We start from the raw sequence: 13,416 nt of genomic DNA on the forward strand, positions 1-13,416 counted from the left end.
TGGGACTCAATGCGTGAGCGGCGTTAGTGCGGCTGCTTGACCAGTGGCTTCACCAAACGCCGCACGATTGGGGCGACCAAGTTGATCACCGGCAGCGCGACGGCAAAGGCAAACAGCCACGCCTTGAGCCAAATCACTACAATCCCTTCCACAAGTCCCACGTTATACAGCGTTATGACCAGCGACATAATGCATGACATAAACAGTGCCATCAGGCATGAAAATATCAGCTGGGCGTATTTCGGATCGAACATCGTACGTTTTCCTGATACGCGAATTAACGCTTATCTTCGGTTTTCTCGGTGAAGTCGCTGGCGTCGTGGCGCTCGTGAAGCTGCTCGTTGGGTTCGCCCCAGGTGCGGTTTACCATGCGGCCCCGCTGTACCGCAGGGCGGGCATCAATCTCTTCGGTCCAGCGCAGCACGTTGGTGTAGGTGTGTGCCTCGAGGAACTCAGCGGCCTCATACACGCGGTTTTTCACCAGCGCGCCGTACCAGGGGTGAATCGCTATATCGGCAATGGTGTACTCATCGCCTGCCATAAAGCGGTTGTCGGCCAAGTGACGATCCAGTACGTCTAGCTGACGTTTGACTTCCATGGTGTAGCGGTCAATCGGGTACTGGTACTTCTCTGGCGCGTAGGCGTAGAAGTGACCAAAGCCGCCGCCCAGTATGGGAGCGCTGCCCATTTGCCAGAACAGCCAAGAGAGGCACTCGGTGCGTTTGGCCGGGTCTGTAGGCAGAAATTCACCGAATTTCTCGGCGAGATAGAGCAAAATAGCCCCTGACTCAAACACCCGTTGGGGCGGGTTCATACTGTGATCCACCAGCACCGGGATCTTGGAGTTAGGGTTAGCCTCAACGAAGCCGCTGCCAAACTGGTCGCCTTCGCCGATTTGAATCAGGTGCGCATCGTACTCGGCTGCCTCAATACCTTTTTCCAGCAGCTCTTCTAGCATTACCGTGACTTTCACACCGTTGGGCGTGGCGAGGGAGTAGAGCTGTAGCGGATGTTTGCCTACCGGCAGCGCTTTATCATGGGTGGCGCCCGCTACCGGACGATTGATGTTTGCAAACTTACCGCCGTTGCCCGGCTCCCATTTCCATACGCTCGGTGGTGTATAGGTCGTATCGGTCATCATAGCCTCGCTGTTCATCAGGTAAGAAAAAAACAGTGCAATCGCCTAGCCTAGCTTACTGAGTTATCCCTACTTTATGGGGACGTAACCTTCACGGCCACCCGTGGCATGAGCATGTGCGCGGTAAGCAATCGTTTCAATCGACATTGAGTCTCTCCTGTTTATGGGGCTCAGTCGTTATGGTTGGATAGTGACTGGTACATCAGGTTAATTACGCATTCGCTATTAATTTAGTGCGGCTTTATTTTGTGCGCAAGCTAGATGATCAGAAAGTTTGTAGTGCCACGGACGAGAGTCGCACTACTTGGCTTTTTGCAGGCTATCGCGCAGTTGAACCAAATCCTCTTTCAACTGCGTTAAGGCCTCCATAGACTTCTCGCTGGCATTCACCATACAACTGGGAATATGACGCGCCTGCTCGCGCAGGGAACGGCCTTTATCGGTCAGAAATAGCTCCACCACGCGCTCATCTTGCACGCTACGCTGGCGGCGCAATAGCTGGTCGGCTTCTAAACGCTTTAGGAGAGGAGTCAGCGAGCCAGGGTCTGTCAGTAAGCGCTTACTGAGCGTCCCTGCAGTAATGCCATCTTCTTGCCAAAGTACCAGCATGACTAGGTATTGCGGGTAAGTAAGCCCTAACTTTTTCAAAAGCGGTTTATAAACTTTTGTCATCATCAACGATGTTGAATAGAGGGCGAAGCAGAGCTGATGGTCTAGCTCTAGTTCGCTGCAAGTGTCTAACGCAGGCATGTGGACTCCAGGACAGGATGCATATCGGGTAATGTAGCGCGCTAGGCGGTGAGTGGCTATCCCTAGACGTTGGTCGTAAGTTGGCAGTTTTGCTTTGACACCCAGCCGAATGGTCACTAGCCTTCGCTTATTGGATGTTACCGGTAACACTGCGGCGTAACAGGCGCGATAGCACGGCAGCGTTCATAACCGCTTAGCAATTAGCAGTTCAGCACTCAACAACAATGAATGTTTGGAGATAACGTCATGACAGCGATTTGGCGCAACACGCTTACCTTAGTTGGTGCAACCACCCTTACTTTTGGCATGGCGCATGCCCAAAGCCCCGAGCTTTCCGACCCGCCGGCCATTGAAGGGGATGTCGTGGCGGACCACGGTAGCCATACGCTTCGCATGGGCATTGGCCTTTCTGAAACCTCTCCGCAGTTTCTCTCTAGCCAATACTTTGGCGAGATTCTAGAGCAGCGTACCGAAGGCCGTATCACGGTCAACGTGTTCCCCAACAGCCAGTTGGGCGACGATGTTCAGATGATGGAAATGCTGCAGACCGGCACGCTGGATATGACGTACCCATCTAGCTCCGCAACCACAGGCTATGTGCAAGCGCTGTCGGCGTTCGACCTACCGTTCCTGCTGCCCAGCCGTGAAGCCGCCATTGCAGTGATGCAGAGCGACGTTGCCCAAGAGATGCTAGATGGCTTTGAAGGCACTGGCTTAAAGGCACTCACTTTCTCTGAAAACGGCTACCGCCAGCTCTCTAACAGCGCGCGCCCCGTTGAAACGCCAGAAGATGTCGCAGGCCAGGATGTTCGCGGTTTGAGCGTACGTACCATGCAGAACCCGGTGCACCTGGCGATTTGGGAAGCATTAGGTGCTAACCCCACGCCGATGGCGTTTGGTGAGCTGTTCTCTGCCCTAGAGCAGGGCGTGGTCGATGGCCAGGAAAACCCCTGGAGCACCATCCTGACCTCTAACTTCAACGAAGTTCAGGATTACGGCACCGAAACCCGCCACGTCTACACACCGTTCATCATGATGCTTTCCGAGCGTACCTGGGACCGTATGGCACCCGAGTACCAAGAGCTGGTGCTGGAAGCCGCGCGTCAATCCGCCGAGTACGAAATTCAACTCTCTGCTGAGTATGACGACTGGTCCCGTGAGCAGTTAGAAGCCCGCGGTATGCAGATCACTCGCTTGAGCGATGAGCAACTGGCCGCGTTCCAAGACGCCGTGCAGCCCGTTTATGAAGAGTGGGCGCCGCGCATTGGCGAAGATCTGATCGCTGAAATTCAACAGATCGTTGAAGATGCTAGCAACTAATACGCACCATTAAGCGCGCCATCGGGCAGGCCATTGTGCCTGCCCGACTTGTCAGTGCCCCTGGAGTTCTTATGACATCCTCCTCAACACCTCCCAACGCTGAATCCTCTTTGAGAACGCCTACGATTGAAGATCCGTCGGTCTATTTAGACGACCCCAATCGCAAGCTGCTGGAAATTGATACTGAAACGCGTCAAGGCCCCGCGCTGTTTCGCTGGTTAACGCTTGGCATGGAGTATTTGATCGGCGCCATTTTAGTGGCGCTGATTGTGGCGGTGTCCAGCAATGTGGTGGGCCGTTCGCTATTTAACCACTCGCTGCCTTGGGTCGATGAGCTGGCGCGCATGCTGTTTATTTGGCTGGTGTTTATTGGCGCGGCCGCTGCGTTTGCCCGCTATGAGCACATTGCCGTGGATGCCTTGGTGCGGCGTTTGCCACTGCGCTTTGCGCATATGCTGTACTGCTTACAGCACCTAATTATTGCCGGTCTTATGCTGGTCATGGTGTTTGGCGGCTATCAAGTGCTGTCACGCTCCAGCGGGCGCTCTGCGATTATGGGCGTGCCCTTGAGCCTCGTGAGTCTTTCCCTAGTGCTGTGCGTCATCTTTATTGCCGCCGTCTCGCTTTGGCGGGTATGGATGAGCGTACGCGTGATTGTTCAACCACACGGCCAGTCGGCTGACGCGCAAGGGGAGTGATCACCATGCTGTGGATTTTCCTAGCCATTTTATTAGTGTCGATTGTGATCGGCTTGCCCATCGCGTTTGGTTTGGGAGTGGCGGCGCTGGTCATGGCGGTGCTCTCAGATATTCCGCTCTCGATTATGATTGAGCAGTCCATCCGTGGAGTGAACAGTTTTCCGCTGCTGGCCATTCCGTTCTTTATTCTGGTCGGTGAAGTAATGAGTAACGGCGGCATTGCGCGTCGTTTGATGGAGCTTGCGGGGGCGCTGGTCGGCTTTATGCGTGGCGGCCTGGGCCAAGTGGCCATTACCGGGTCTATGTTTTTCGGCGGTATCAGCGGCTCTGCCGTTGCCGATACGGCGGCCACCGGCTCGATGATGATTCCTTCCATGAAGCAGCAGGGCTATACCGCGGCCAACGCCACGGCCATCAATACGGTCTCATCGGTGATCGGGATTATTATTCCGCCTTCTATTCCGCTGATTCTGTACGGCATCGTCACCGAAACCTCCATCAGCCGCCTGTTCATTTCCGGCATTGTGCCTGGGCTACTGATTGGCGCTGCCCTGATGGTCACCACCTATATTCTGGCCAATAAGCAGGGCGGCGGCGTGCGCCAGTTCCGCTGGGACGTGCTGTGGAAAGCCTTTAAAGACGCCTGGCTGGCCCTGGTGTTACCGGTGATTGTCATTGGCGGTATTATTGGCGGCGTGTTCACCGCCACAGAAGCGGCGGTCGCGGCACTGCTTTACTCGCTGGCGATTTCACTGCTGGTTTACCGCGAGTTCAAGCTCAGCGAACTCATGGGTATGCTGATTCGTACCGCCAGGCTGACCGGGATGGTAATGATGCTGTTGGCCTTTGCCACCGTTATTGCGTGGTTCTTGACCATCAATATGGTTCCGCAAACGTTGGTACGTCAGGTACAGGCGATTACCCAGGAGCCGTTCCTTCTGCTGCTGATTGTGGCGGCACTGTTGCTGCTGGTGGGCTTTGTAATGGACCTCACGCCGGCCATGGTGATCATGGCACCCATGCTGGCCCCTATCGTCACATCGGTCGGCGTGGATGCCGCTTACTTTGGCGTGCTGATGGCCTTCATTCTGGGGATTGGGCTACTCACGCCGCCGGTGGGCACCTGTCTTTACGTGGGCTGTGGCGTGGGTAAAGTCTCCATGGAGTCTTTGGTCAAGGCCATGTTGCCTTATTATGCCGCGCTGCTTGTGGTGCTGGTGCTGCTCATCGCCTTCCCAAGCATCGTGACTTGGTTGCCCGACCTCACCGCCGTGCGCGGTAACTGATAGGAGCCGCGTGTGACGACTGATTCAAATCATAACGGCTCATATCGCATTCTCGTCATGGGGGTGTCAGGTTCGGGGAAGTCGCATATTGGTCAGCAGCTAGCGGCCAGTATGGAAGCCACCTTTATTGATGGCGATGACCACCACTCGCCAGCCAACGTAGCCAAGATGGCCAGCGGTACACCGCTGAACGACGATGACCGTCGCGACTGGCTAGCAACCCTGGCTGGGCTATTTGCCGAGTATAAGGCGCGGGGTGAGTCGGTGGTGATTGCCTGCTCTGGCCTGAAGCGGCGCTACCGTGACCGCTTGAGAGAGGGGGATAGCGCGCTGCGTATTCTTTACCTAGAAGGCACGCATGGGCTGCTGCGCGAGCGCTTAGAAACTCGTGCCGGGCACTTCTTTAAGGGCGACAGTATGTTAGCCAGCCAGCTAGCCGACCTAGAACCACCGGCAGCAGATGAGGCGGTGACGCTCTCCATCAGCCTAACACCGGCGGTGATCGTCGAGCGTTTTAGCGCCACGCTGGTGCCCGAACAGCGCCGCTCATTAGGCTAAAGGAAGGGATAGGCGGCGGGCTCTACTATTCGTTATGGTAGGGTTCGAGCGCCATCCATTGTACAAGGCAGCGACGCCATTGAAGAAAAAACGCCCTACATTACAAGATATTGCTGATCGCGTTGGTGCCACCAAGATGACCGTTAGCCGCTGTTTACGCGACCCGGAAACGGTATCGGAAGGGCTTCGAGAGCGCATCTTCGGCATCGCCGAGCAGCTTGGTTATATACCCAATCGCGCCCCGGATCTGCTCTCCCGCGCGACCAGTCACTCGATAGGCGTACTGGTCCCCTCGTTGACCAACCAAGTATTTGCCGACGTCATCGTGGGGATCGAAGCCCATACCGAACCGGCAGGCTATCACTTGATGCTCTCCCACTACGGCTATAGTCAGGAGCTCGAGGAGCGCAGCCTTGCCTCGCTACTGTCGTATAACGTAGATGGGGTGATTCTCTCTGACCATGATCACACGCCGCGCAGCCTGCGTATGTTAGAAACCGCTGGCATTCCCATTGTGGAGATTATGGATACCCACCGCCCGCCGCTGCAGCAGGCAGTGGGCTACGATAACGTCCGTGCCGCCTATGATATGGTGAGTGAGATGATGCGCCGTGGTCGCCGCCAAGTTATCTACTTGGCCGTGCGTTTGGATGAACGTACCCGCCAGCGTGAGCTGGGCTATCGTCAAGCCATGGAAGAGCATGGGCTACCCCCCGTAACGCTGCAGAGCAGCCAGCGCTCCTCCTATACCGTAGGGGCCGCGCTGATGCAGGAAATTCAGCGTAACTACCCCGAAACAGACGCTATTTTTTGTACCAATGACGACGTGGCCGTGGGCGCTTACTTCGAGTGTCTACGCCAAGGCATCGGTGTGCCCGAACACATAGCGATTGCCGGGTTTCACGGCCACGATGTTGGTCAGGCAATGACGCCCCGCCTTGCCAGCGTTGTCACGCCCCGTAAGGCGATTGGCGAAGCCGCCGCAAAGGCCCTGCTGGCGCGGATCCGTGGCGAAGCGCTGGAGCAGAAAGTGGTGGATTTGGGGTATCGTATCGAAGCGGGTAAAACGCTATAGCGTCCATCCTAAAAACTGTTTGGCTGCTTACGATAACCTCGTTAGGTTAGCGTTTTATCCTGTTACGCCCGAGCGTGCGAGGCCGCTGTGAAGATTACCCAATTAACGGTTTATCCGGTGAAATCCCTGCAGGGGATTGATGTGTCCCAAAGCGAGATCCATGCCCATGGCCTCGCTTGGGATCGCCGTTGGATGCTGCAGCAACGCTTCGTCACCCAGCGCCAGCTACCTGCGCTGGCCACGATCTCCGTGGCGTTGACCTCCGATGCTCTGGTGCTCTCTCACCCCACCGTCGAGCCAATTTCCATTTCACTGGAAGAGCCCAAGGGCAACTTGCGGCTGGTATCGGTGTGGAGTGATCACTGCAAAGCGCTGCCGGAGAGCGAGGCAGTGTCCGAGTGGCTAGAGGCGGCATTGGGTGAACCGGCCAAGGGTGTGAGTCTGGTGCGTTTCGCCACTACCTTTACACGGGCGGTGGAGGACGATTTTCTGGCCGGTGGCGAGGCGCACACCTACTTTGCCGATGGTTATCCCTTTTTGATCACCACTACCGGTTCGCTGGATGCGTTGAACAACGCGCTGGTGGCGGGCGGCAATACACCGGTGCCCATGAATCGGTTTCGGCCCAATATCGTGGTGGATTGCGACGAGGCTTGGCAAGAGGATGGTTGGGCGACGATCGAGAGCGGCAGCTATCAGCTCACCCTGCGCAAACCCTGCCAGCGCTGCAAAATCACCACCGTCGACCAGCAGACCGGCACGATTCCTACTCAAGCCGAGCCACTGAAAACGCTGCTGGCACTGAATACCCAACCCCACTTGAAGGGCGCGCACTTTGGCCAAAACGCCACGTTGACGGCGGGGGAAGGTGGCGTCATTCGTGTGGGGGAAGTGGTCTCCGTAACGCCCCGCTAGGCCTAAAGCGTAGCATTTTCGTGGCAATGGCAGTGCCCAGTAGGGTAATCACCATGCCAGCAATGACCTGTAGGCTCAGCGTTTCCTCCAGCAGCACATAGCCCCACAGCAGGGCGCTAACGGGGACGAGAAACGTCACCGTCGAGGCCGCCGTTGCGCCCGCGCTTGCCAGTAAACCAAGCCAGCGAATCCTTTTTATTGTCCGCAGTGAGCGCCAGCAGTTTTATCGTCGGGGTTTAGAGGTTTCGACAGCCACATAGAATCACTGCTCAGAATCAGCTACGCTGAATGAGCACCGAACGTAACCCTGCGTTCATCCTGCGAGAAGCACACTACCCTAGGAAAGGAGAACAGAATGGATAGTAAAGCAAGCGCACATTGGGAAGGTGGTTTGAAAGATGGCCAAGGCAAAGTCGCCACGGAAAGCGGCGTACTGGATGCAGGTTACTCCTTCAAGCAGCGTTTCGAAGGCGAGCCCGGCACCAACCCAGAAGAGTTGATCGGCGCCGCACACGCCAGCTGTTTCTCGATGGCCCTATCGATGATCCTTGGTGAGAAAGGCTACACCGCCGACGCCATCGATACCCAGGCAAAAGTCACGCTGTCGCAAAGCGATGCCGGTTTTGATATCTCCAGCATTCACCTGGACGTGGAAGCCAGCGTGAGCGGTGCCGACGACGCTGCTTTTCAGGAAGCCGCCGAAACCGCCAAGGCCAACTGTCCAGTATCTAAAGTCCTCAAGGCCGATATCACGATGTCTGCCAAGTTGAAAGGCTAATATCTGGCACTGCCTTAGGGCAGCGCTTGGCAGCGTGTTGTATACCGTTGTCGCCACTCACATACGAGAAGGTCCTTGCCGAATGGCAAGGCCCTTTTTGCGAGCAATGGCTGCTATGTACTCGTTAAAGTACTGCTTAGCTCTGTGTCGCGCATCTCGTTAGCGTTGTCTTCGCTATTGTTCATCTCGGTATCGCGCTCGGTGCGAAGATCATCGTTATCAAGAAAATGCTAGATAAAGGTTAAACGGCTGCGACAGTCTGGCGAATTGACCCGCTGCCTGTGGCTGTGCATATTCATTTTCATCGTCATCAAGATCGCCGTAGAGCGATAGCGACATAGAGAGATTTTCCAATGACCCTGACAGACCCTTCATGGCTGTTTCAGCCATTGAAACAGCGCTTGGCTGGCGGTGTTGTGGCATTAGGCGCTTGGCTGATGACAGCCAGCGCGATCGCCAACGATACTGAGCTGCCGAAAGGCCATTTTTTACTGCCCGAGTCGGGCAATATGGTGGGCGAAGTGTATACCGTCACTGCGAGTGAAGAGGACACGCTACTGGATATTGCCCGAGCGCATAACGTGGGCTACGAAGAGATCCGCATGGCTAACCCGGACGTGAGTCTGTGGGTGCCTGGCGAAGGCACCGAGGTCACCATTCCGGGGCAGTTCATCCTTCCTGACGAGCCTCGCACTGGTATCGTGATCAACGTTGCCGAGCTGCGCATGTATTACTACCCCGAGGCCGAAGATGGCCATGCTCCCCGTGTCGAAACCTATCCCATCGGCATTGGCCGCGATGCCTACAATACGCCGTTGGGTATCACCGAAACCACCATGCGCTTGGAAAATCCGGCATGGTACCCGCCTGAGTCGATCCGCCGCGAGGCCGCCGAGCGTGGTGACCCGCCGCCTGCGGTCGTACCGCCTGGACCGGATAACCCGCTGGGTCAATATGCCATTTTGTTGGATATTCCCGGTTATCTGATTCATGGCACCAATCAACCTGACGGGATTGGTATGCGCGCCAGTCGCGGCTGTATTCGCATGTACCCCGAGGATATCGAGTCAGTCTTCTGGCGTGTGCCAGTGGGCACACAGGTGAACATCATCGATGCGCCGATCAAGCTGGGGTGGGGAGCCGACGGCGAGGCCTACATTCAGGCGTTCACGGCGACCGATGAGCAGGCCTTTGGCATGGAAACGCTGTTGAACGTGGTGAGCCTGATCGAAGAGCATAAAGGGGAAGGTCGTGCCAACTACGAGCAGGTGAGCCGCGTGTTGGAAGAAGCCAGCGGCCAGATCGTGCCACTTAGCTAACCAATGTTCACTCGGCATCAGGCGGCAACGCGGGGACCAGCGAGAGCGCTACCGCCTGACGCACTAAGGCGGCCACATTGGCCGCTCCCATCGCCTTCATCGCCCGCAGTCGATACACCTCGACGGTTTTGGCGCTGATGCCCATGTGATCGGCGATTTCACGGCTGGTCATGCCCTCTGCAACATGCTGCACGATGCGCTGCTCTTTGGGGCGCAGGGCGTCGAACTCTGTTTGTAATCGTGCCAGTGCCTGGGTCTGTTGATGCTGCTGTTCGGTATGGCTGAGTGCTTGCTGCACTACATCGATGAGCTGCTGATGATTGAAGGGCTTCTCGATAAAGTCGAATGCGCCGTTCTTCAATGCTGCCACCGCCATGGGAACGTCGCCGTGACCGGTCATCATGATGAGGGGCAGGCGGCTGCCCTGGTCAACGAGCTGTTGTTGCACCTGAAGACCACTCATACCCGGCATGCGAACGTCCAGCAGTAGCGCGCCAAAGGTTTCGTGCTCCGTGGTTAAAAAGGCGTCACCGCTGGCGAAAGCGCGGGAGGTGAGCCCTACCGATTCCAATAGCCACACCAGCGATTCCCGAAGCGCGTCGTCGTCATCGACCACCGCGATGGCGCTAGTCTTGGGCGAAGAGGCAGTCGTAGGCGCATTAGCCGAGGGCATCAAACGTCGGTCTCCGTGCGTAGAAATACGTCAAAACAGGCACCTTTAGCGCTGTCGGTGCGCAGGGAGAGGGCGCCTCCCATACTTTCCACCAGTGTGCGGCTAATGGCTAGCCCCATGCCAAGCCCTTCATCACGGGTGGTAAAAAAAGCGTCAAAAATCATGGGCTGATACCTCGGGTCGACCCCCGGCCCTTCGTCCTCCACGCTTAGCGTGATTTGTCGCTGGCCGCTTCGCCGTGCGCTGACGCGCACTGTTTTGGCATCAACCACTCGACGGCTGGCAGTCAGCGCATTCAGCAATAAATTAACGATGACCTGTTCCAAGGCAATCGCGTCGCCGTAGATCCGCGGCAGCCCAGCGGGAAGCTCTACCGTTAGACCCACCGCTGCCTGTTGGTACTGCCAGTCGCAGAGCCCGCAGGCGGCCGTCACTACGTCAGCCAACACCAGTGGGCGTACTTGATGGCTACGCTTTCGGACGAAGCTGCGCAGATGCCGCAGACGCTGGGCGAGGCGCTGTACCTGCTCGTCGATGCGCTCTAGAGGTAGTTGAAGCTCGCTGGCGAGGGGCGTGGGTTGCTGCTGGCACTTTAGCAACGCGCCGCTGGTGTAGTTGGCAATGGCGCCTAAGGGTTGATTCAGCTCGTGGGCGATATTGGAGGCAAGTTCGCCTGCGGCAGCTAGCCGGTTAGCGTGGGCAATCTGCTCTTGGTGGCGACGCGCCTGGGCTTCTGCGGCTTTGCGGGCGCTAATATCGCGATTCACCAAGGCAAAGTGACCAGGCTCTGCCCCCCGGCTGCGGTGGGCCAGTACCACACTGAGCACCGGCACGCTGCCGCTTGCGGTGCGCATCTCCAGCTCACCGCTCCATGAGCCGTAACGCTCCACGGCGGGAAATACCACCTCATTTAATAAGCGCAGCGAGTCGGCTTGGTATAGCTCACTGAGTGCAGTAGACGCTTCGTTGGGCAAGGCAAAGCAGCGGCGAGCGGCTTCGTTAGCGCTGAATACCTGCTGGTTTGGCCCTAAAAACAGCACGTAGTCGGTGGTGGATTCGACCACCTGCGCCAAACGCTCGCGAGTGGCTTCAGCCTCAATACGACGTCCAACGTCTCGGGAGACGCACAGGATATCGATCAATTCGCCGGTCTCTGTATCCCGCCGGGTGCGGCTGGTGGTTTCAAACCATACGTAATGGCCCGCTTTGGCGCGGAAACGGTAGGTTTGCTGATAGAAACCGTCGTGGTAGTAAACCCGCGGTGACTTGTTGAGCAGGTCGTTCAAATCCGCTGGGTGAAAAAGCTGATACGCGGAGACGCCGATGAGTTCGTCGGGTTCATAGCCCAGCAGCTCCCGCGCGGCCTGAGAGGCATACAAAAACGTGCCGTCTCGGGCGTGGCGGGAGATCAGGTCGGTGGTGCTCTCGGCCAGCCACTGATAGTGGCGCTTTTCCTCCTCGAGTGCGGCGTTGCGCGCTTCTAAGGTGGCCAATTTTGCTGCTAGGGTTGCCTCTCTCTTATTGCTCATAAATTAGCGGGCAGGATCTAATACGCCGCCCATGGATGCGTTGCGGCGGAACCAGCCCGCAATGCTAGCGCGAGGCTGGCGGGTGGGTAGCACTTCGTGGGGAATGGTTTCCGATAAAAAGCAGGCAAACGTACCGGCTTCGGGCACCACGCGGGCCACTTCCAGGGTTGGGTCGTCCGGGTGATAAATCACCATTTCACCGCCGCCGTCGCTCGGCCAGTCGGGGTTCAAATAGCCGACGGTGGAAATCACGCGGTTGGCCCGCCCGCGAAAGCTGTCCAAGTGGCGCTGGTAGAAGGCTCCGGCAGGGTAGTGAGCAAAGTGGGCTTCGTACTCAAACAGGCCAAGAAATAGCGCTTGGTTGAGAGACTGCTGTAGCTCTGCCATAGCATCCAGGTATCGGCGCTGAGCGTCGCTCTCTCGGTCTAGCCAATGGATAGCATCACCCCGGATATCTTTACGTAAGTGGTGCTGCTGGCCTCGGCCAATGCCAGCCTCATCCAGGGCGTCCAGCTCGGCCAGCTGATGAATCTCCCGGTGCAGCGCTTGACACAGAGCCGAGTCGATCACCCCTTTCCCCACATACCAACCTTGTTCCACCAGCGCGTCGACCAGCTCCAAATGGGCTTGCGGGTCAAGGGCGGGAGAGTCCAGTTCAGATAAAGCGATCATTTCGTGATTCTCGTAACGGGCGCGCGTTCGGCTTTGGCCGAGCGACTGCTTGTGGGGGTGCGTCGTTCGGGGTAGTGGCGTAGGGCGCCGGGCGGGCGCTGATAAAGGTCAATCTCCATTCCAAAACCCTCGGCCAACAGCTCCACCAACATCATGGCAGATAATCCCCAAATCACGTGACCATCGACGTGATAGCTGGGCACATAGTGGGCGACGCCATCGACGGTAATCACATCGGTATGGGTGCGCTGGTCGTCTAAAAAGTGGCTGAGCGGGACTTCAAAAATAGCGTCCAGCTCCGCTGGGTCTGCCACCAGCGGTAGATCCGGTGGAATAATACCCACCCAGGGCGTCACGCGAATGCCGTGAAGCGAAATCACATCCGACAGTCGCCCGAGCGGTTGCACTTGGCCAGGCGCCAGCGCAATCTCTTCTTCTGCTTCTCTCAAGGCGGTGGCGTATAGGTCGGCATCGTCCGGTTCGCGTTTGCCGCCTGGAAAAGCGACCTGACCTCGGTGGGTCGTCAAGTGGCTGGCCCGGCGTGTGAACAGCAGGGTAGGAGCAGGACGCTCGACGATGGGCATAAGCACGGCCGCCTCCGGCAGCGCTATGTGGTCTAGCCGTTGAGGGGTATGCTGTTGCAGCTGTTTGCGCAGTTTCTCTAACATAGGTGTCTCTTTACTTTGCTCTCTTTTACCCAGCCAC

16 protein-coding genes are annotated in these 13,416 nt (G+C 57.1%); 8 read left to right on the forward strand and 8 right to left on the reverse strand.

What is annotated here, in order from left to right:
* Positions 1-23: 23 nt before the first annotated feature.
* The 3 genes from BMY49_RS08085 to BMY49_RS08095 form a co-directional block, all read right to left on the reverse strand.
* Positions 24-254, reverse strand: a complete 231-nt coding sequence (locus BMY49_RS08085; RefSeq protein WP_044627909.1) for a DUF2798 domain-containing protein — start codon at positions 252-254, stop codon at positions 24-26.
* Between the two features lie 23 nt (positions 255-277).
* Complete coding sequence (gene yghU, locus BMY49_RS08090) at positions 278-1,138, reverse strand: glutathione-dependent disulfide-bond oxidoreductase (protein ID WP_062359354.1); 861 nt, start codon at positions 1,136-1,138, stop codon at positions 278-280.
* A gap of 300 nt (positions 1,139-1,438) precedes the next feature.
* Positions 1,439-1,888 carry a MarR family winged helix-turn-helix transcriptional regulator gene (locus BMY49_RS08095; RefSeq protein ID WP_062359330.1) on the reverse strand — a complete coding sequence of 150 codons (450 nt, stop codon included), beginning with the start codon at positions 1,886-1,888 and terminating at the stop codon, positions 1,439-1,441.
* A 246-nt stretch (positions 1,889-2,134) separates the two neighbouring features.
* On the opposite strand from BMY49_RS08095, the gene BMY49_RS08100 reads away from it, so the two are divergent.
* From BMY49_RS08100 to BMY49_RS08125, 6 genes are all read left to right on the forward strand, one after another.
* Positions 2,135-3,208, forward strand: coding sequence for a TRAP transporter substrate-binding protein (locus BMY49_RS08100; protein ID WP_044627907.1), 1,074 nt, complete (start codon positions 2,135-2,137; stop codon positions 3,206-3,208).
* Positions 3,209-3,279: 71 nt separating this feature from the next.
* Entirely contained in the window at positions 3,280-3,906 is a 627-nt protein-coding gene (locus tag BMY49_RS08105) for a TRAP transporter small permease (RefSeq protein WP_062373525.1), read from the forward strand.
* 5 nt (positions 3,907-3,911) lie between these two features.
* Complete coding sequence (locus BMY49_RS08110) at positions 3,912-5,192, forward strand: TRAP transporter large permease (RefSeq protein WP_044627905.1); 1,281 nt, start codon at positions 3,912-3,914, stop codon at positions 5,190-5,192.
* Positions 5,193-5,249: 57 nt separating this feature from the next.
* Entirely contained in the window at positions 5,250-5,750 is a 501-nt protein-coding gene (locus tag BMY49_RS08115) for a gluconokinase (protein ID WP_062359353.1), read from the forward strand.
* Positions 5,751-5,829: 79 nt separating this feature from the next.
* Entirely contained in the window at positions 5,830-6,825 is a 996-nt protein-coding gene (gntR, locus tag BMY49_RS08120; RefSeq protein ID WP_062359352.1) for a gluconate operon transcriptional repressor GntR, read from the forward strand.
* 87 nt (positions 6,826-6,912) lie between these two features.
* Positions 6,913-7,740 (forward strand): MOSC domain-containing protein, encoded by an 828-nt coding sequence (locus BMY49_RS08125; protein ID WP_089675366.1) that lies wholly within the window; start codon positions 6,913-6,915, stop codon positions 7,738-7,740.
* On the opposite strand, the gene BMY49_RS08130 is transcribed toward BMY49_RS08125, so the two are convergent.
* Positions 7,700-7,948, reverse strand: coding sequence for an EamA family transporter (locus tag BMY49_RS08130; RefSeq protein ID WP_082051390.1), 249 nt, complete (start codon positions 7,946-7,948; stop codon positions 7,700-7,702). The genes BMY49_RS08125 and BMY49_RS08130 overlap by 41 nt on opposite strands.
* Before the next feature lie 147 nt (positions 7,949-8,095).
* On the opposite strand from BMY49_RS08130, the gene BMY49_RS08135 reads away from it, so the two are divergent.
* Complete coding sequence (locus BMY49_RS08135; RefSeq protein ID WP_044627904.1) at positions 8,096-8,518, forward strand: OsmC family protein; 423 nt, start codon at positions 8,096-8,098, stop codon at positions 8,516-8,518.
* 353 nt (positions 8,519-8,871) lie between these two features.
* Positions 8,872-9,837: a L,D-transpeptidase family protein gene (locus tag BMY49_RS08140; RefSeq protein WP_089675367.1), complete on the forward strand. Its 966-nt coding sequence runs from the start codon at positions 8,872-8,874 to the stop codon at positions 9,835-9,837.
* Positions 9,838-9,844: 7 nt separating this feature from the next.
* Here the strand turns inward: BMY49_RS08140 and BMY49_RS08145 are convergent, their stop codons facing one another.
* Genes BMY49_RS08145 through BMY49_RS08160 form a run of 4 tightly spaced genes read right to left on the reverse strand, consistent with a single transcriptional unit; the run spans position 9,845 to position 13,379 of the window.
* Positions 9,845-10,510 carry a response regulator transcription factor gene (locus tag BMY49_RS08145; RefSeq protein WP_058576940.1) on the reverse strand — a complete coding sequence of 222 codons (666 nt, stop codon included), beginning with the start codon at positions 10,508-10,510 and terminating at the stop codon, positions 9,845-9,847.
* Positions 10,510-12,039 (reverse strand): PAS domain-containing sensor histidine kinase, encoded by a 1,530-nt coding sequence (locus BMY49_RS08150; protein ID WP_058576939.1) that lies wholly within the window; start codon positions 12,037-12,039, stop codon positions 10,510-10,512. Before BMY49_RS08150 ends, BMY49_RS08145 begins: the two co-directional genes overlap by 1 nt.
* Before the next feature lie 3 nt (positions 12,040-12,042).
* Positions 12,043-12,711: a 2OG-Fe(II) oxygenase gene (locus tag BMY49_RS08155; protein ID WP_062373530.1), complete on the reverse strand. Its 669-nt coding sequence runs from the start codon at positions 12,709-12,711 to the stop codon at positions 12,043-12,045.
* The gene (locus tag BMY49_RS08160; protein ID WP_044627899.1) at positions 12,708-13,379 is read right to left on the reverse strand and encodes a CoA pyrophosphatase; all 672 of its coding nucleotides are present in this window, start codon (positions 13,377-13,379) and stop codon (positions 12,708-12,710) included. Before BMY49_RS08160 ends, BMY49_RS08155 begins: the two co-directional genes overlap by 4 nt.
* Positions 13,380-13,416 lie beyond the last annotated feature (37 nt).

The sequence above is a fragment of the Vreelandella aquamarina genome (genome assembly GCF_900110265.1).
In the GTDB taxonomy this organism is placed as follows: domain Bacteria; phylum Pseudomonadota; class Gammaproteobacteria; order Pseudomonadales; family Halomonadaceae; genus Vreelandella; species Vreelandella aquamarina.